This is a genomic window from Bacillus sp. T2.9-1 (assembly GCF_950097965.1).
In the GTDB taxonomy this organism is placed as follows: domain Bacteria; phylum Bacillota; class Bacilli; order Bacillales; family Cytobacillaceae; genus Niallia; species Niallia hominis.
On sequence record NZ_CATNHG010000123.1, the window covers coordinates 1 to 18,229 of the forward strand.

Genomic DNA, 18,229 nt, shown 5'->3' on the forward strand with positions numbered 1-18,229 from the left:
GGACAGTCGAATACATGAACACACAAAACAGAGAAGATTTAAGCAGGACCCAAATGCATATTTAAACAATATTGAAAGCAAGTGGAATCGGCACAACTAAATCATTGTGTTAGTTGTGCCGTGTAAGTTTTTTTTTAGCATTTCCTGACTTTTGACGACTCGGTAAGTTTGTAACCAAGAGTATGGGGAAATCCCTAAGATGTCTTTAAAGTAATGGGCAAATTGAAATTTACTTAAATTCGCTACTTTTGCCATCTCATTCAAGGTCCAAGAATGCTGATAATCTTCTTTTAAAGCTAATATTGTTTTATAAATTTGTGGATCTATTGTTTTATAGGTATTTAAATTTATATCTTGTGTATGGGTTCCAACAGCACTTTTCAGTAACATTAAAGCCAATTGAGTGAAACTGTGTTCCAAAAATATTTCCATAGATTTTGTGTCATCTTTTTCAAGTTGTACGAAATCTAATACAAATCTAACCCAATTTGAAATTTGAGAGTTCTTCTGGATATGTGTAGCAAACTGGATATCATTGTGAACAGGATAGAGAGCTTGAGAAACCTCATTAAGAAAAGAAGGGTTTAATTCAATTAAAAATTTCCTATCGTCTATTGCTAATTGTTTATGTTCATCTAGTGGGTTGAATAAAATAAAATGTTGATTATGAAGGGTAAGCTGACTTCTGTTCGTTTGGTAATCTATCGTTCCCATTAAAGAGTAAATAAATTTATAATAATTATCTGAACGCCAGTTGCTTTCTTGGCCGAAATCTTTTTTATATAAGAAAACTCCATTATTGTTTTCTAGTAATAGTTTTGTTGAACTCACATAATCACCTTCTTAGTTATTATAAAAATTGTATCATAATGGGGAGGAAAATTAATGAAGCATGCATTAGTAGTTGGTGGAACAGGTATGTTATCAGGGGTATCACTCTGGTTATTAGAACAAGGGTATCATGTTTCAATCATCGCTAGGAATTCTGATCGGATGAAGGATTTAATAGAACAAACAGACTTAGATAGTCATGTCACACCACTATTTGTTGATTATAGTAATCATGATGAATTACAAAAGAAAGTGCATGCAACAATAAATAAAAATGGTGCTATTGATATTGTAGTAGCATGGATTCACTCTACTGCTCCAAATGCACTTAATATAATAGCGAAAGAGGTTTTAATTAGTAAAAGTGAATGGGAGTTATTCCATGTTTTAGGCAGTAGTTCAGATCTAAATAAAATTAAGAGAGAAGTTACAATGCCTACGGGTTGTTCATATTATCAAGTTCAATTGGGATTTGTAACAGAGGGTTCCCGTTCAAGGTGGTTAACAAATAAGGAAATTTCAGATGGAATCATTGAAGCGATTAAGAAAAAGAAGAAGATACTAACCATTGGCCAAATTGAACCTTGGGATAAGCACCCGTAAGTCATCAAAACGGAGATTCATTAGGCTTTTGAAGAATTGTACTTAAAGTAAAGGGTGGTTAATCCAATAAGAAGAGTTAACCACCTTATTTTAGAAATTATTGTATTAACATGGCAGGTGAGTTTATGAAAAATAATGTGAAAATAATAAGGATGAAATTGTCAATTACTCAAGAACAGTTAGCTAAAGGAGTAGGAGTCGCTCGACAGACAATCGGATTGATCGAAAATGGAAAACATAGTCCAAGTCTTCAACTTTGTATAGCAATAGCAAATGAACTTAATAAAACACTGGATGATCTCTTTTGGGAGGTGGAGTTGTAATGAAATCTTGGATATCGTTTTTATTGCCAGATGATGAGTATCGGGAGGAAAAGATTTTATATTATTTATCAGAAGGATCATTATCCCATTTTCAAATCTCCTTAGAATTCCCATTATTCTTGACTATCTGGCTTTTAGTTTAGTACCCTCTCTACTTGTTAATTTTTTTGGAGCAGTGCTTGCAGATCGTTTTAATAAAAAGAATATTATTCTATGATGGAACCTATTTTAGGGAGAAAGAGGGGGGAGGGAACTTATCAAATAAATTATGCATTATTCGCTACACCGTCGTGGTTAGTCCTCTCAAACATTTGACAAACAGTCTAATTAGACTATAATATTCTAAGAGTGATTAGTCTAATTAGACTAAATGTGAAATGGATAGACCTTACTTTCGAGGATAATCTACTAAGATATTGTTTCAAACAACCCAACTATTAAAAAATTGATCAGTAGCTATATTCAAAAAGTATCGAAGGCAATAATTAAAATATCTTCTAAAAGAAAGGATGAAAAAAATGATTAAATCGTTTTTAATGATAGGACAGTCGAATATGGCGGGACGAGGATTTATCCATGAAGTTCCTCCGATTTATAATGAGAGAATACAAATGTTGCGTAATGGAAGATGGCAAATGATGACGGAGCCTGTCAATTATGACCGTCCTGTTTCAGGAATTAGTCTAGTTGGTTCCTTTGCAGAAGCATGGAGTCGCGAAAATCAAGATGATAAGATTGGCCTTATTCCCTGTGCAGAAGGTGGAAGCACGCTAGATGAATGGGCAGTTGATCAACCGCTTTTTCGACATGCAATTACCGAAGCCAAATTTGCTATGGAGAATAGTGAGTTAACAGGAATTCTATGGCATCAAGGAGAAAGCGATAGTATGAATGGGAATTACAAAGTCTATTATAATAAATTATTTTCCATTGTTGAGGCTCTTAGAGTGGAGTTAAATGCTCCAGATATTCCTTTTATTATTGGTGGTTTGGGAGATTTTCTAGGAAAAGAGGGATTTGGGAAATATTCTGCTGAATATAATTTTATTAATCAAGAGCTGCAAAAATTTGCTTTTGAACAAGACAATTGCTATTTTGTCACTGCAGAAGGCTTAACTTCTAATCCAGATGGTATTCATATTGATGCAATTTCTCAAAGAAAATTTGGTTTGCGGTATTTTGAAGCCTTTTCTAAAAAACAACATGTATTGGAACCGTTAAATAATGAAAATGAGTTGATAAACCTTATTCATACTAGAGTAAATACCAAATCAGAAAAGATATATAGGAAGACGCTAGAATTAGCGGTAGGGAAAATTTCATATGACGAATTTGAATCTCAGCTCATACAAATAAACAAGAAGTAAACGATAAAAAAATGCAATAACTATTCCAATACTTTTAAGGAAGAATAAAAGAAGGTGTTTTTTTGATACCATTACTCATTTTAGGCTTATTAAAACAAAAACCAGGTTCTTACGGATACGAATTGTTGGCACTAATGGAAGAGAGACATTATCAATATATAGTGAATTTTACTAAGGGATCCTTCTATTATAATCTTCAACAATTAGAAGAAAAGCAATATATTCAACAAGTGGACCAATTAGATAATACTAGAGAAAAGCGTAATTATATTATCACAGAACTAGGTGATAAAGAATTCGAAAAATTGATGTTTAAGTATGGTTCTAAGACAGATTATATAAATTTATCTTTTTATGCAGCAATGTTATTTGCAGATGAATATACAAAAGAGGAACTAACAAAACTAATAAATATACAAATCGAACAAACGCAAAAGAAAATTTTTTTATTAGAACAAACGCTTCAGCATAATGAAACGATTCCTACTTATTTCAAAAAGATGTTGGAAAATTCACGTTCACATCATTTAGTAAATGTTCAATGGTTTGAAGGATTGCTAAAAGATATAAGTAATGAAAAAAGATAAGAGGCATTGAAATAAAAGTTTGGTTGTGCGAAAGATGGAGATCCTTTCATAGTATACAAGCAAATTCTGTTACATGGTTTGCGACAAAGATAATGAGGCTGGGAAATAAGCATTTCAACTAACAATAAAAACTAACGATTATGTAATTGATTCACGTGAATATTCGTATTTGTTATTTGGATAAAGGTTTAAAAACAAAGTGGAATGGAGTGGAGGACGTTCGACTCCTGCGGGAAGTAGAGGCGCTTTAGACCCCGCAGCGCAGCGAGGAGGCTTAGCTTCCTCCCCGGCGCATCGTGCGTCTGTAACGCAATGGAACGACTTAGTTTTTACACTTGACTATATTTAAAAACATAGATAACCATCATGAGAAAGCAGCTTTATTTAAGAGCTAAATTAGAGATAGTTCGTCTTTAAAGTTTGGTTATTTAGTTTTGTCCAAGCCTCATTATTTTTTATTAATAAAAACACAAAAACCTTCTCCAGGAAGTAAACTATTACCCGTTATTCATAAAATTTTGTTTTTCCAAGTAATTTAATACAGTTTGTGAAAATTCGTGATGAGATTCTTTCGTATATTTTGCAATGGTGTAGATTTGAGCTAGATTTTTTAATCCTAATTGTTCTGTCATTTCTTTCAGTCGAGGGACATCCATATAGCGATTCCAGCCCTTTTCATCCCGTTCTTTATATATTTCAAGAATATCTTGGTCTGAATAATCCTGATAGGTATCATAGTGAACAAGCCCATGCTTTGGCAGTCGATCACGTGGAGCTGGATTTTCTGCAGGATACCCTAAAGAATAGCCTACAATAGGTACAACATTCTCTGGTAAATTTAGAAGTTTGCCGATTTGATCACAATTTGCAAGAGTAGAGCCCATATAGCAAATGCCAAGGCCAGCATTTTCTGCTGCTAAAGCACAGTTTTGTGATACTAATGTTGCATCAATCGCACCTATCATAAAGCTCATATAATTATCAAAATGTACTGGCGCATCATTAAGCTCCAGCCACTTTCTCATTCGATTGAAATCTGCACAAAATGTAAGGAGAATAGGTGCATCCACAACCATGGATTGGTCCATATGTGCACTGTATAATTGATTTTTAAGCTCCTTATCCTTCGTAACAATGATAGAATAAGACTGCATATTACCACTTGATGAGGCGCGGATTCCTGCTTCTAAGATTTGATCCAATAGCTCTTGACTAACTTCCTTATCTTCATATTGTCTTATCGATCTATGGCCATGTATAACATCATTTAATTCCAAACAATCACTCCTAATTTAATATTTGCCTTTTCGCTAAACTATCACTTTCCATTTATTCTATGAGACATCCTCTTAAAATACAGTTTATTTTAAATACTTATAAAATTCCAGTAATTTTTATAGGTGCTTTACGAATTAAATGGTATTCTTTAAGCATATGAATAGCTGAAAAAAAGGAACTTAAATTTTGAAGAAGGGGAATAAAGCATGACAAAAATATCTATTGAAAAACCAAAAAAGGAACATGCGGAAATGATTCGAAAAATTTGTTCAACTGGTTGGCGGCAAACGGTAGAAGGCAAGCTGAGTGAAGAATGTCAGAACCAAACGGTTGATTTTTGGTACAAGCTTAATCGAATAGAAAAAGATATAGAGAATGGGAGCTATTCCTATGTTGCTCTTTTTGATTCTGAAGTAGTTGGCGTAATTGGAGGAGGAATAACGGGAGATAATGTCTCGGAGGTTTTTGTTCTTTATATAGATGAAAAATACCGCTATCAAGGGATTGGAAGACTTTTGCTTGAAGCATTGACGAAAGACCAGGTAGCCCTTGGCGCAACAAGGCAATGGGTTTCTGTACAAGAGGGAAATCACAGGGGAATCCCGTTTTATGAAGCAAGAGGATATATTTTTCAAGAGAAAAAGATAACCGTTACAGAAACAGGAGAAGAGCAGGTATCATTACGATATGCTAGAGCTATTTCTTAATTAATCATTTGGTTTGTTAAAAAGTAGGGAGGGAGTAGAGTGAATTTAGGAGAACCAATAGCTACTGGAAATACAGCAAAGATTTACTTAAATGATCATAAAATTTTCAAAATATATAAAGACTATCTTCCACCAACGGAATCGGCAATGGAAGCAGCGAAGCAAAGGTTTGCTCATTCTTGTGGTTTACCTGTTCCAAAAGTGATAGAAATAACGAAAGTGAACAACAATCAAGTTTTAATAATGGAATACATAAAAGGAAAAACGTTAGGAGATCTCTTGTTTGAGAATCTTGAGATGGCTGAATATTATATGAGCAAGTCTATCGATATCCAACAACAAATTCATCATCATGAAGGAAACGATCTACAACCAATCACGGCAAAGTGGCGTAGACAAATTGAAGGCTCGCATATTTTAGAGGTTGAAACAAAATCACTGATTTTAGCTAAGTTAAAGTTAATGCCGAATGAGACCAGACTCTGCCATGGGGACTATCACCTTTTTAATCTCGTGCAAGCAGATGACAAAGTATGGATAATCGATTGGGTAGATGCTGGAGCAGGAGATGTTCGGGCAGATATATGTAGAACCTATCTCCTCTATTTGGAAAATCATCAGGAACTAGCTGATTTATATTTGAATATCTATTGTAGCAAGACCGGGGATACAAAAGAGGCGATATTAGAATGGATGCCCATCATTGCAGCCGCAAGATTAAGCGAAAATGATTCTCCAGCAAATAAAGACAAGCTTTTGAAGATTATTAATCGTTATATAGGATAACGAAAGTGAAACTTAAACCATTTTCATACGTAAAGATATAGGAAGATAACAAATTAAAGAAGTATTATGGGATTTGCCGAGGTTTTCAACGTAAGGTTATATATTTAAGAATAAGGAGTGGTTGAATATGGAAAGTAAAGGCTGTGTGAAATGCGGTGGAACGGAAGTAGGTACAAAAGATGTAGCAATGACAGGAACAGGCTTATCGAAGCTAATGGATATTCAGCATAATACATTTACTGTTGTTTTTTGCAAAAAATGTGGGTATTCAGAGTTCTATAATAAACAAACATCAAAAGGTTCTAATATTCTAGATTTGTTCTTGGGGTAAGTCCCCAAGCTAATAGACGGAAAAATCCTAACGTAATGAAGATGAAAAGAGACCAGTTGTGTAATGGTCTCTTTCATTTTGTCTACATATTTGAAAACGAAAACATGGAAAGCCTTATAGGGAATAATTATAATAAAGATATTCATAAAAATCTAAACATAGTGAGTGAAAAATGAAACAATCAAATGAGAAATTGAAAAGCATGGAGAGAAAAAATTACCTAGTTGCTGCCTTTTTTATGGTGGCATTAGGACTTTTCTCCAGACGATTTAGTAATCTACTTCCGGACTTTATTAGTCAACATGCAGGAGACATGTTGTGGTCAATGATGATTTATTTTGGCTTTCGTTTTCTTCTTGGGAGGAAAAAAATCCTGCTTGCTATGGTAGGTAGTATCCTATTTTGTTTTGGAATAGAATTCAGTCAATTATATCAAGCAGATTGGATAAATGAGCTCAGAAATTCGACAATGGGTGCGTTGATATTAGGAAGGGGATTCCTTGTCGTTGATCTAGTCCGCTATTTATCTGGGATAGCAATAGCATGTCTGGTGGATAAATTATTAATTTGCAGAAAAAGATGATAGGTAAGCTAGAGTCCATTTTTTTAAAATGATACGCTTGTAAAGTCATTATAAGATATAACTTACTTCATTTAATGGAGCCATAGATTTAGAATAGGAGTCGCTTGCAAAATGAATAAAACGATTGGAATATTAGCACATGTCGATGCAGGAAAAACTACTTTTTCCGAACAGCTTCTTTATCACACAAATAGTATAAAAAAACGAGGGCGTGTGGATCATCAAAGTGCATTTTTAGATAGTCATCTAATTGAAAAACAACGAGGTATCACCGTTTTTGCTGACCAAGGCATGATTGAACATGGAAATTCAACGTATTATTTAATCGATACCCCAGGACATGTTGATTTCTCTCCAGAAATGGAAAGAGCGATTCAAGTAATGGATTTTGCGATTGTCATTATTAGTGCAGTAGAGGGCATCGAGGGCCATACGGAAACAGTTTGGAGTCTTTTAAAAATACATCAGATTCCGACGTTTTTCTTTATCAATAAAGTGGACCGAACTGGAGCGGATGTAGAGCGTGTTCTCACAGAAATACGTTCACAATTTACGACCGAGGTATGTGATATATCCTCATTTGATGGCAGTAATATGTCCGAAGAGCTTATTGAATTTATGGCTGAACGAGACGAAGAGCTTCTTGATTACTATATGGATAAAGGCTATCAACCAACACTTTGGATCGACAAAATGCAGGAAATGATTCGTTCTTCTCGTCTTTATCCTTGTGGCTATGGATCTGCCTTACAAGATATCGGGGTAAAGGAATTTTTCCATTGTTTTGATCATTTGACGACAACATTGTACAAAAAGGATGAGCCGTTTTCAGGAAGGGTTTATAAAATTCGCTATGATGATTCTGGAACGAGGATTACCTTTATGAAAGCGAAAAGTGGAACGTTGTGTGTGAGAGAGGAGCTTATGTATGGAAATGGTGACATGGAGAAAGTCACACAAATACGTAAATATAATGGGACTCAATTTCAGCAAGTAAATGAAGTCAATGCTGGAGAACTTTTTGCTGTAACAGGCCTTACAAATGCAGCTGTAGGCGATGGAGTCGGAGAACTTCTGGAGAAAGCAGAGTATGAATTAGTGCCAACTCTTCGTTCTAGGGTAGTGTTAGAACCAAGGATGAATAAAAAGGATGCCCTTACATTTTTTAAACTATTAGAAGCAGAGGATCCTTCCCTTCATGTGACATGGGAAGAAAAGCTGCAAGACATCCATTTACATGTTATGGGGAAAATACAGCTAGAGGTTCTTCAGGAAATCATATTTGAAAGATTTGCTTTACAGGTTCAGTTTGACCGGCCGGAAATTTTGTATAAAGAAACGATTGAGACAGACGCTATAGGTTATGGACACTTTGAGCCATTGCGCCATTATGCGGAAGTACATCTTCAATTAGAGCCAGGTAAAAGGAATTGCGGGATTGTATTTGAGAGCAATTGTCATACAGATGATTTGTCTATTGCTATCCAAAATCTCATTTGCCAGCATCTCTTTGAGAGGGAGCATCATGGGATATTAACAGGATCACCGTTAACAGATATAAAAGTCACCCTGTTAACGGGAAGAGCACATAATAAACATACACATGGAGGAGATTTCAGAGAAGCTACCTTTCGAGCATTAAGACAGGGTTTGGAGAAAGCTCGTAACCGCTTATTAGAACCGTATTATTCCTTTAAAATAAAAGTAGATATAGAACAAATGGGCAGGGTTTTGTCTGACATTCAAACAGCATATGGGGAATTTAATACGCCTGAAACATTAGAAGACAAGGCTATTCTTACAGGTAAGGTTCCTGTTGCTACCTTTATGGAATATAGTACGACACTTGCATCATTCACACAAGGAAAAGGGCAGCTTTCCTTAACATTTGCAGGTTATTATCCTTGTCATAATGAAGAGGAAGTAATCGACAGGCTAGGCTATGATAAAAATGCTGATCCGGAATATACATCCTCCTCCATTTTTTGTGCAAAAGGAGCAGGATATACCGTTCCTTGGGAGAAGGCAGAAGCAATGATGCATTGTCCATAGAAGGGGAAATGAATCCATGATCATTCGAAAGCTAACACAAGAGGAAAGTCCGCCCATTAAGTTATTATTAACAGCAGATCCATCTGAATTTCTAGTAAATGAATATCTTAAAAAGGGTTTATGTTATATTGCGGAAGAAAAGGGGCAATTGATCGGTGTTTATGTTTTGTTACCTATAAAAGAAGAATCAATAGAATTAATCAATCTAGCAGTCGCTGAAATCTATCAAGGAAAAGGCTTTGGGAAGAAGTTAATTATGCATGCCATAGAGGAAGCGAGACAGCTAGGGTATAAAGTGATGAGAGTGGGTACTGGCAATAGTAGTATTGGTCAGCTTGCACTCTATCAAAAATGTGGGTTTCGAATCAATCGAATAGATAAAGATTTTTTTCTAATAAACTATGAGGAAGAAATCTATGAAAATGGAATCCAGTGTGTGGATATGATAAGGCTGATACAGGATATATAATCCATTTTAGAAAAAGATAAATATTAGTAATTGACAGAAATATTACAAAGGTAACAAACTGTAATATTCCCTTCTAGCCCTACGGAATGCTAGAGAATATTCAAAAATTACTAGCTTGCTTGTAAACTAATTTTAAAAAGAATGACTTACTATTTTAATAGAATTGTAATTTAGAAACCTCTTTCATGTGTTATAACAATAGAGAAAGGGGTTTTTAGATGCGTTCCTTAAAAAAACTAATGGCCATTTCGCTAAGCAGTGTCATCTTTTTATCATCAGCGATTATGGTACAAGCAGAAACGAGTCAAGAAACACTTAACAAAGCGAAAAATCAATTGAACCAAAATGAGCAATTGATTAACGAAAAAGAAGCAGAAAAGCAAAAAACTTTAAAAGAGTTGGAAACTGTTCAAGAAGACTTAAAAGCCGTTGAAACAGAAATGCAGCAAAATAAAGAAAAAATAGCGAATCTGCAAGCAAAAATTGAAGAAACGAAACAACAGATAGAGAAAAAGAAAGAAGAGATTGTTGTTTTAGAAGATAAAGTACTAGCACGTAAAGACGTTATGAAAGAGCGTCTAGTATCCTTGCAGAATACAGACCAAACGAACGTCGTTTTAGAAGTACTATTGAATGCAAAGGACTTCGCTGACTTTATTAGTAGAGCAACAGCTATTTCGCTTATTTTTGATGGTGATAAAGATATATTAGAGCAGCAGCAAGCAGATCTTGAGAAAATTGAAGAAGAGAAACTAGCAATTGATCAAAAAGAAGAAGAACTAACAGGCCAATATGATCAACTAGCTGCTTCTCAAAATGATCTGCAACAAAATCTAGCTAAGAGACAAGAAGCACTTTCAGCTGTGCAGAAAAAGTTTGCGGCAGTTTCAAAAGAAGTGGAACTAGCTGAAAGCGAAAAAAATGCCGTGCTTGCACAAATTAGTGAAGCAGAGTCTGCATTAAAGCAAGAACAAAAAGAAGCAAAGAAGAATAATGCAGGGAAGGCAGCTTCAACAAGTAAAGTGGCAAGTGTATCAAGTAAAGCATCTTCTAGTAAATCGACTAGCAAGTCTTCTAGTAATAAAGATGTTATTTATGTAACGGCTACTGCTTATAGTCATGAAGATACAAAATCTGATTATACAGCACTTGGATATAATATAAAAAAGAATAAGAATATGAAGTTAATTGCAGTCGATCCATCTGTCATCCCATTAGGTTCGAAAGTTTGGGTAGAAGGATATGGAGAAGCCATTGCAGGAGATACTGGTGGGGCTATTAAGGGACATAAAATAGATGTTTTAATGCCTTCAACCAAAAAAGCAAAGGCTTGGGGACGCAAAACTGTGAAAATAAAAATATTGAACTAATTTACTATTACTTTTTATCTTAATATGCAAGACTCTTTATTATGAAGAGTCTTTTTTTATTTTGGCGGAGAATTTATATGCAAAAAAGGAGGAGTGCTATTAGGCACTCCTTAAATCTATCAATTTCAAGGGGGGACTTGAAAAAGCTATTAATGACTATATAATTATCATACCCATATATTATGAATAATATATGACGAAACTATCAATAAATTATAAATAAATTGTTAAGATTAACTGGAATGGAATAACTTACGATAGTGTTTAGTATTTCTCTCTTATTAGTCTATTTTTTAAGTTTTTCCCACGTATCATCTAATGCTTTCATTGTTTCCTCACGTGATTTTTGATTTCCTACATATGCTTGAAGACTAGCTCCAAACTCTTGACCAGCACCATCAGGATATTTCATAAACTGCCATGTATAGGTTTTTCCTTCTTGTGAATACTTTTGGATTTCAGCCCCTAATGGACCAATGTCATCTGCGGTTGCTTGGATTGATTCAAATGCTGGAACATATTTGAAATCTTTTACAATCGATTCTTTTGCAAAATCGGAAGTTACCATCCAGTTTAAGAAATCTAATGCTGCTTCTTTGTCTTTTTCAGGGGCATCTTTATGAACGACCCAGTTTGTAGGTACATCAACCATTAGCTTATCTGATTTTGCTTCATCATCACTTAATGGCATTGGAATAAAACCTACTTCTAAGTTAGGAGTAATTTTATCTATCATTGGTTGAATCCAGTTACCTTGTTGAATCATTGCTGTTTCACCAGTTGCAAACAAAGTTACTTGTGTATTATAGTCTGTTGTTAACGGGTTTTTATTACCGTAGTCTATAGTTAAATCTAGTAAATCAAAAAAATTATTAAAGTGCTCATTGCCTGCGATTTTTGTAGAGCCATCATTTAATCCTTTGATAAATGCATCTGCATCATCTTGATAAGCAAAGGGTACATTCAGTCCATGATTAGCTAATACCCACCATTCTCCATACCCAATTGAAAAAGGAGTAATGCCAGCAGCTTTTAATTTTTCTGCAGCAGTTTCTAACTCAGAAAAAGTAGTTGGTAATTCGGTAATTCCTGCTTTTTTAAATAACTCTTTATTGTAGGCAAAACCGTATCCCTCTAGATTCACAGGCTGGCCATAGATTTTTCCATCAACCGTCATTGGCACTAACGCACTTTCATAAGCGTCATCTACCCATGGCTGATCCGACAAATCTTCTAATTTATCTAGCCAAGTCACCGCCTCTTGATATCCACCATTTCCAAAAATATCAGGAGCAGTATTAGACGCGAATTTCGCCTTTAAGGCTGCTGTCCCATCTGCACCTCCACCGACTGTTTCAATATTAAATGTTACATTTGGATGTTCTTTTGTATATTGGTCTGTTAGTGCTTTTAATTGATCAGCTATTTCTACTTTCCCATTAAATAAGTCAACGACAACTTTATCATCTTTACTAGATTCATTATTACTTGAAGCCCCTTCATTGGAACAAGCACTTGCAAAAAGAAGGGAAGCAGTTAAGATACCAGTTAGTAGGGAATACCTTTTCATTTTTTTGAACTTCATGTGATTTCCTCCTGTTTATAGAAAATATCGTATTTATATGGAAGAGGCAGTTTTATAATAAAAAAATTATTAATGAAGACAACCTCTTTGTTCCTTATTTAATAGACCCGCTAGTAATTCCTTGGATAATGTGTTTTTGCATAGAAAAGAAGAAAATTAATAATGGGATGATTCCTATCATAAGTGCAGCTAATGCAAGATCCCATTGTTTAGTATATTGACCAAAGAAAAAGAATGTAGCAAGTGGAATCGTCCGCAATTCTGGATTTTGTAATACTAGTGATGGTAATAAATAGTCATTCCATATCCATAAGCTATTTAAGATAATGATTGTTACCGTAATGGGCTTTAATAATGGAAAAACAATCCTCCAAAAAACTCCAAATCGGGAGCAACCATCTATAATAGCCGCTTCTTCTAATTCCACTGGAATTCCTTTAATAAAACCATGGTATAAAAAGATTGTCATCCCAGACCCAAATCCTAGATACATGAACACTAGACCCCAAATACTGTTAAGTAAGTGTAAGCTAGATGCTGTTTTAATAAGTGGAATCATAATCGATTGGAAAGGAATAATCATTGCGGCAACAAAGGCCATAAAGATGATATTACTTATTTTCTTTTTTGTTCTGACAAGCATGTAAGCGGCCATCGAACAGAACACTACTAATACAAGATTGCTTGCAATAGTTACAAGAAGAGAGTTGCTAAATACTTTAAGAAAATTTAACTTTTCAAAAGCATTTAGATAATTTTCAAAATGAAGTGAACTTGGTAATGCAGATGTATTGGTTAATATTTCGGCAAAAGATTTTAGTGAATTCGAAATAACATAATAAAATGGAATTAAAAATAGCAAGCCTAATATTATACCGAATATTTCCACCAATAAAGTTTTGCTAGTGTATTTATTCTCCATCAAGATTCCACCTCTTTTTTCTTTGTAATCATAACCTGTATAATGGAGATGGTTGCTACGACAATAAAGAAGATAAGTGCTTTTGCTTCCCCGATTCCGTAGCGATTATTTACAAATGCCTCTGTATAAATATTAAGCGCTAACATTTCTGTTGATTTAAACGGCCCTCCATTTGTTAAGGAAAGATTCGCATCAAATATTTTAAATGAAGATGCAGTTGTTAAGAATAAACAGATGGTGACTGCCGGTGCTACGAGCGGGATTTTAATATTTCGTAAGACTTGAAAATGGTTCGCTCCATCGATTTTTGCTGCTTCGATTAGTTCTTTCGGAATATTTTGTAAGGCTGCAATATAAATGAGCATAATATATCCTGCACCCTGCCATACGCTGACAATTACAATTCCCCAAAAGGCAGTATTTTTATCTCCTAACCAAGCGAGCTCAAATAGTGGAATTCCAGTTAGTTCCCCAATAGAGGCAAACCCTCTAATGAATATAAATTGCCAGATAAATCCGAGTAAGAGGCCGCCAAGTAGATTAGGCATAAAAAATACCGTACGTAATAAATTACTAGATTTTAGTTTTTGAGTTACAAGCAAGGCTAGACCAAAGCCAATTGTGTTTGTCAAAATAATTGCCACAATGGTATACAGAGCAGTGAGTTTGAAAGATTGGAGAAACTGAGTATCTTCTGTGAATATGTACTGAAAGTTTTCCAATCCTACCCATTTGATTTCTCCTGTAATTCCATTCCAATCAGTAAATGAGTAATAAATACCAGAAAAGAATGGAACGAGAACAACTATTGTAAACGCAATAAAGACTGGACCTACAAAAAGGGAAAACAACCCTACTTCCTTCCATTTTTTCTTTCTCTTTGTAGAGAGTGAATGTTTTCTGCTCACATTTGACTGTTGAACAAGGGGGGGGATTATTTTTTCTACATTATTTTGATTATTCACTTTCTGCACCTCCTGTATTTATAATATAATGAGATTAATAAAACAAGTAACCGTTTACATTGACGAGTAAGGTGTAATATATTGACCAATCCTTATGTATTATTTTTATATGGATACAATTTTGAGAGGGGGAAGAGAATTTATAGAATGACTTCTTTTAGTGCTGTGTATTGGAACGATGAAGTTGTTTGAAATTTCTCGATCATAAATGAAATGGGGTATACGGAAAAAACTGATGATTTTCTTACTTCTTGCTACTATTCTTCCTTTTGGTACCGGCATACTCCTTACTTATTATCAGACGATAAAGAATATTAACAAAGAGTCCCTTTCTTATAACACAGAGTTAATGGTAAAAGGAAGGGAAGAACTAACTACTTACTTAGAGGATATTGCATTAATATCCACTGTATTATATCGTTATACTCCTTTCATGAATGTGTTGACTCAAGGGGTCGGAGAGAATAACAAAGATAATATGGAGGAGGTACGTCGTGTATTAGCATATGTATATAATTCTCGTTCTGAGATTGAACAGATGCATTTATATATTAATAAAGGAAGAGACTCTTTTACAAATTATCACTCTCGAATAAGTGGAAGAGGGAAAAATCAAACAATCTATTTGCATCCTTATTATCGTAAATTAGAGCAGGGAAAAACAAACTATTCATTAATAGAACCACCACATACGATATATAGTTATAATGGATTGTCCATTATCCCTAACTCAGAGAAATCAACTGTCCTATCTTTTCACAATAAAATTAGAAATGTGCCATCTAATGAGATTCTAGGGTTTATGTCTATTGATATAAATCTTTCCAAAATAGGTGGAATAGTGAATAGGTTAGTTAAAGAAAGTGAAGATATTTCTATTATAAACGAGAACGGAACGATTATTTATTCTTCTAACAATGCTTTAATAGGGGAGAAAAGTAAGGATGAATGGATTGACGCAGTCCAGAACAGTCCACATCAAAATAACATGAATTGGGAAAGTAAGGACTTTTCAGGGGTAATATTTTATGAAAACATTTCTGTTCAGGATAACAGTTGGTATATGATAAAAAGTATTCCTTATTCTAGTCTTTACAAAAGTGCAAAGGAAACAGCATATATGAATACGATTATTGCTTTATTGGCTTTAATCATTGTTTTAGTCATAACGATAATCATCTCTTTTAAAATTACAGCTCCCATTAAGGTTTTAATCGATAACATGAAAAAGGTAGAGCAAGGCATTTTTGAGGCGGATTTTAAGATTAGAGGAAATGATGAAATCAGCATACTTGGCAGACGGTTTAAATCAATGGTTTTACAAATCAATAGATTAATTGACCAAGAATATAAATTACAAATTGAAAATAAATCAGCACAATTGAAAGTATTACAATCACAGATAAATCCTCATTTTTTATATAATAGCTTTCAGTCTATTGGAACACTTGCTCTAAAGATGAAGGCAGTGCCGGTCTACTCCTTATTGACGTCCTTATCGGATATGATGCGTTACAGTATGAATATGAGAGACGAAATGGTTCTATTCTCTAAAGAAATAAAGCACGCTAAATCATACCTCGGTCTTCAGAAGCAAAGATTTGAAGAAGAATTGAATATAAAGATGAATATTTCACCGGATACGGAAGAAATATTCGTTCCAAAAATGATTCTCCAACCAATCATTGAAAACTGCTTTAAACATGGATTTAGCGAGGAGATGGAGGATGCATCCATCTCTATTTGTTCTTATATAAAGGAGGAGGAATTAATATTTATTGTTCAAGATAATGGAAGAGGTGTAAAAAAAGAAAAATTGGAGATTCTTCGCAAAGGATTGTATCGAAGAGAAACGATGAAGGAGGGAAAAGAACAAGAATCAATTGGTTTAAAAAATATTTACGATCGCTTGCAGCTTTACTATGGGGAACAAGCTACCTTAGTAATGGAAAGTGTGGAGAATAAAGAGTTTACTGTAATGGTTCGTATTCCAGTATCTTTACAAGAGGGAGTGGGAGGATATGCGGGCACTAATCGTTGATGATGAAAAGCATGTAAGAGAAGGAATAAAGCTACTAGCTGATTGGGAAGGAAATGAGATTACGGAAATTTACGAAGCAAGTAATGGAGAAGATGCCATTAAAATTATTCGATCATTAAATCCTGAAATAATATTCTCTGACATGAAAATGCCGAAGATGGATGGAACTCAGCTTTTAAAATGGATGGATGAGCATTACTGTGCAGGGAAAACCATTGTTGTTACCGGTTATGATGATTATCATTATATGCGAAAAGCGATGCATTATGGTAGCTCAGACTATTTGTTGAAACCAATTGATCCTGAAATGCTGAATGATACATTGATAAGGGTAGTGAATGAGTGGAAAGCGGAGGAAATGGAAAGGATAAATAAACTTAGTAAAAACCAACTTATTAATAAAATGAAGCCGGCATATCGAGACCAAAAGTTAACGCAGATTATTAACAATGTTCCAGTGGACAAATTTGTGTGGGAAGAATTTCGTTTAACAAAGGCAGCGGCATATACAATTGGGCTTCTACAAGTAAGTAATATAGCCGTTGAGCAATTTGGTGGAGATAAAGATATTACCTTTTTTACGCTATTAAATATAATAAATGAGCAACTCAGCAAAAAAAGTGGTGGAATTGCATTCAGATATATAACAAGTAAAGGGGAAATTGTCCTTCTTTTAAAAAAAAATAAAAAAGAATCACTTATCATAGCTAAGGAAATACAAATTAATATTCAGCAATTATTAGGTTTGACTTGTACGATTGCAATAGGGATCGAAGTAAACTCTGCAGTACAGTTGAGTCTTTCTTATCAACATGCTAAGTCTATGATAATGAATAGAAATGTTTTAAGAAATAACCAAGAAAAAATTGTGATAAATAATGATGAAATAGAGATTAAAAGTTTAATGGATTATGGTAGTTCTATTAAAATTGCCATACAAACAGGTGAAATGGATGCTTTTCATTCACTTATTGGACAAATTCAAACAGATTTCATTCAAAAAAAGCAATTATGCCTCAGGCAGCTTTTCCATTTGGAAAATGAATATCAGATGCTAAGTGCTAGATGGTACAAAGAATTTAATATTCCCTTTAGCCTACCTACAGATTTAGAGGAGAGAATTCAGTCATTTATTGATAAAGAAGATGTATTTCAGTTAGAAGCATATAAAGACAGGAAGAAAAGAGAAATTGCATTGTTGTAAACGAGCACAATATTTCAGATACTCTTTTCCACATTAATCCGGGAGGAAATCTGAAATAATGTGCTATTTTTTTCACTTTATTTCGGAATGTGCAAAATCTTGTTCAAATTATTCCGTCTTAAATTCAGGAAAAGAAAACCCCTAAAAAGGGGCATCAACTGGCATATAATCCTGTTTTTTTATTCGAATTTTGTACACCTCGTAAGTGTGGAGTACAAACCTTAC

The 18,229-nt window shown here is 34.3% G+C and carries 19 protein-coding genes; 14 read left to right on the plus strand and 5 right to left on the minus strand.

Features of this window, described 5'->3' with window-relative positions; all coding sequences use genetic code 11:
* Positions 1–96: 96 nt before the first annotated feature.
* Complete coding sequence (locus QQZ16_RS18645; protein ID WP_284561644.1) at positions 97–831, minus strand: helix-turn-helix domain-containing protein; 735 nt, start codon at positions 829–831, stop codon at positions 97–99.
* 54 nt (positions 832–885) lie between these two features.
* Here QQZ16_RS18645 and QQZ16_RS18650 point away from each other — a divergent pair, with 54 nt between their 5' ends.
* From QQZ16_RS18650 to QQZ16_RS18670, 5 genes are all read left to right on the plus strand, one after another.
* Entirely contained in the window at positions 886–1,434 is a 549-nt protein-coding gene (locus tag QQZ16_RS18650; RefSeq protein WP_031537202.1) for a short-chain dehydrogenase, read from the plus strand.
* Positions 1,435–1,559: 125 nt separating this feature from the next.
* The gene (locus QQZ16_RS18655; RefSeq protein WP_048717678.1) at positions 1,560–1,757 is read left to right on the plus strand and encodes a helix-turn-helix transcriptional regulator; all 198 of its coding nucleotides are present in this window, start codon (positions 1,560–1,562) and stop codon (positions 1,755–1,757) included.
* A complete protein-coding gene (locus QQZ16_RS18660) occupies positions 1,757–1,900 on the plus strand; it encodes a hypothetical protein (protein ID WP_155986742.1) in 144 nt (47 codons plus the stop codon). The genes QQZ16_RS18655 and QQZ16_RS18660 overlap by 1 nt, the downstream gene beginning before the upstream one ends.
* A gap of 375 nt (positions 1,901–2,275) precedes the next feature.
* On the plus strand, positions 2,276–3,124 hold the full coding sequence (locus QQZ16_RS18665) for a sialate O-acetylesterase (protein WP_031537200.1): 849 nt from the start codon (positions 2,276–2,278) through the stop codon (positions 3,122–3,124).
* A gap of 62 nt (positions 3,125–3,186) precedes the next feature.
* Positions 3,187–3,711, plus strand: coding sequence for a PadR family transcriptional regulator (locus tag QQZ16_RS18670; protein WP_048717677.1), 525 nt, complete (start codon positions 3,187–3,189; stop codon positions 3,709–3,711).
* Positions 3,712–4,208: 497 nt separating this feature from the next.
* On the opposite strand, the gene QQZ16_RS18675 is transcribed toward QQZ16_RS18670, so the two are convergent.
* Positions 4,209–4,988: a nitroreductase family protein gene (locus QQZ16_RS18675; protein ID WP_031537198.1), complete on the minus strand. Its 780-nt coding sequence runs from the start codon at positions 4,986–4,988 to the stop codon at positions 4,209–4,211.
* Positions 4,989–5,195: 207 nt separating this feature from the next.
* Between QQZ16_RS18675 and QQZ16_RS18680 the strand changes: the two genes are divergently transcribed.
* The 7 genes from QQZ16_RS18680 to QQZ16_RS18710 all read left to right on the plus strand — a co-directional run bounded on the left by QQZ16_RS18680 (position 5,196) and on the right by QQZ16_RS18710 (position 11,287).
* Complete coding sequence (locus QQZ16_RS18680; RefSeq protein ID WP_031537197.1) at positions 5,196–5,696, plus strand: GNAT family N-acetyltransferase; 501 nt, start codon at positions 5,196–5,198, stop codon at positions 5,694–5,696.
* 39 nt (positions 5,697–5,735) lie between these two features.
* Positions 5,736–6,482 carry a phosphotransferase family protein gene (locus QQZ16_RS18685; protein WP_251627756.1) on the plus strand — a complete coding sequence of 249 codons (747 nt, stop codon included), beginning with the start codon at positions 5,736–5,738 and terminating at the stop codon, positions 6,480–6,482.
* A 127-nt stretch (positions 6,483–6,609) separates the two neighbouring features.
* Entirely contained in the window at positions 6,610–6,813 is a 204-nt protein-coding gene (locus QQZ16_RS18690; protein WP_031537193.1) for a zinc ribbon domain-containing protein, read from the plus strand.
* A 172-nt stretch (positions 6,814–6,985) separates the two neighbouring features.
* A complete protein-coding gene (locus tag QQZ16_RS18695) occupies positions 6,986–7,396 on the plus strand; it encodes a ribosomal maturation YjgA family protein (protein WP_284561645.1) in 411 nt (136 codons plus the stop codon).
* Positions 7,397–7,507: 111 nt separating this feature from the next.
* Positions 7,508–9,448, plus strand: a complete 1,941-nt coding sequence (locus QQZ16_RS18700) for a GTP-binding protein (protein WP_284561646.1) — start codon at positions 7,508–7,510, stop codon at positions 9,446–9,448.
* A gap of 16 nt (positions 9,449–9,464) precedes the next feature.
* Entirely contained in the window at positions 9,465–9,917 is a 453-nt protein-coding gene (locus QQZ16_RS18705) for a GNAT family N-acetyltransferase (protein WP_284561647.1), read from the plus strand.
* A 218-nt stretch (positions 9,918–10,135) separates the two neighbouring features.
* Positions 10,136–11,287: a 3D domain-containing protein gene (locus QQZ16_RS18710; protein WP_284561648.1), complete on the plus strand. Its 1,152-nt coding sequence runs from the start codon at positions 10,136–10,138 to the stop codon at positions 11,285–11,287.
* 286 nt (positions 11,288–11,573) lie between these two features.
* Here QQZ16_RS18710 and QQZ16_RS18715 read toward each other — a convergent pair whose 3' ends face one another.
* The 3 genes from QQZ16_RS18715 to QQZ16_RS18725 form a co-directional block, all read right to left on the minus strand.
* A complete protein-coding gene (locus tag QQZ16_RS18715; protein WP_031537185.1) occupies positions 11,574–12,872 on the minus strand; it encodes an ABC transporter substrate-binding protein in 1,299 nt (432 codons plus the stop codon).
* Between the two features lie 94 nt (positions 12,873–12,966).
* A complete protein-coding gene (locus QQZ16_RS18720; protein ID WP_031537182.1) occupies positions 12,967–13,794 on the minus strand; it encodes a carbohydrate ABC transporter permease in 828 nt (275 codons plus the stop codon).
* Positions 13,794–14,702, minus strand: coding sequence for a carbohydrate ABC transporter permease (locus QQZ16_RS18725; protein WP_396953867.1), 909 nt, complete (start codon positions 14,700–14,702; stop codon positions 13,794–13,796). The genes QQZ16_RS18720 and QQZ16_RS18725 overlap by 1 nt, the downstream gene beginning before the upstream one ends.
* A 265-nt stretch (positions 14,703–14,967) precedes the next feature.
* Here QQZ16_RS18725 and QQZ16_RS18730 point away from each other — a divergent pair, with 265 nt between their 5' ends.
* Both QQZ16_RS18730 and QQZ16_RS18735 read left to right on the plus strand, forming a co-directional pair.
* Entirely contained in the window at positions 14,968–16,800 is a 1,833-nt protein-coding gene (locus tag QQZ16_RS18730; RefSeq protein WP_284561649.1) for a sensor histidine kinase, read from the plus strand.
* Positions 16,781–18,004: a response regulator gene (locus tag QQZ16_RS18735; RefSeq protein WP_284561650.1), complete on the plus strand. Its 1,224-nt coding sequence runs from the start codon at positions 16,781–16,783 to the stop codon at positions 18,002–18,004. Before QQZ16_RS18730 ends, QQZ16_RS18735 begins: the two co-directional genes overlap by 20 nt.
* The last annotated feature ends 225 nt before the right edge of the window (positions 18,005–18,229 follow it).

Coding starts and splice junctions, on each gene's coding strand:
- QQZ16_RS18680 (WP_031537197.1), top strand. CDS start 5,196: ATGACAAAAATATCTATTGAAAAACCAAAAAAGGAACATGCGGAAATG.
- QQZ16_RS18650 (WP_031537202.1), top strand. CDS start 886: ATGAAGCATGCATTAGTAGTTGGTGGAACAGGTATGTTATCAGGGGTA.
- QQZ16_RS18715 (WP_031537185.1), bottom strand. CDS start 12,872: ATGAAGTTCAAAAAAATGAAAAGGTATTCCCTACTAACTGGTATCTTA.
- QQZ16_RS18660 (WP_155986742.1), top strand. CDS start 1,757: ATGAAATCTTGGATATCGTTTTTATTGCCAGATGATGAGTATCGGGAG.
- QQZ16_RS18690 (WP_031537193.1), top strand. CDS start 6,610: ATGGAAAGTAAAGGCTGTGTGAAATGCGGTGGAACGGAAGTAGGTACA.
- QQZ16_RS18655 (WP_048717678.1), top strand. CDS start 1,560: ATGAAAAATAATGTGAAAATAATAAGGATGAAATTGTCAATTACTCAA.
- QQZ16_RS18695 (WP_284561645.1), top strand. CDS start 6,986: ATGAAACAATCAAATGAGAAATTGAAAAGCATGGAGAGAAAAAATTAC.
- QQZ16_RS18730 (WP_284561649.1), top strand. CDS start 14,968: ATGAAATGGGGTATACGGAAAAAACTGATGATTTTCTTACTTCTTGCT.
- QQZ16_RS18705 (WP_284561647.1), top strand. CDS start 9,465: ATGATCATTCGAAAGCTAACACAAGAGGAAAGTCCGCCCATTAAGTTA.
- QQZ16_RS18700 (WP_284561646.1), top strand. CDS start 7,508: ATGAATAAAACGATTGGAATATTAGCACATGTCGATGCAGGAAAAACT.
- QQZ16_RS18665 (WP_031537200.1), top strand. CDS start 2,276: ATGATTAAATCGTTTTTAATGATAGGACAGTCGAATATGGCGGGACGA.
- QQZ16_RS18735 (WP_284561650.1), top strand. CDS start 16,781: ATGCGGGCACTAATCGTTGATGATGAAAAGCATGTAAGAGAAGGAATA.
- QQZ16_RS18720 (WP_031537182.1), bottom strand. CDS start 13,794: ATGGAGAATAAATACACTAGCAAAACTTTATTGGTGGAAATATTCGGT.
- QQZ16_RS18710 (WP_284561648.1), top strand. CDS start 10,136: ATGCGTTCCTTAAAAAAACTAATGGCCATTTCGCTAAGCAGTGTCATC.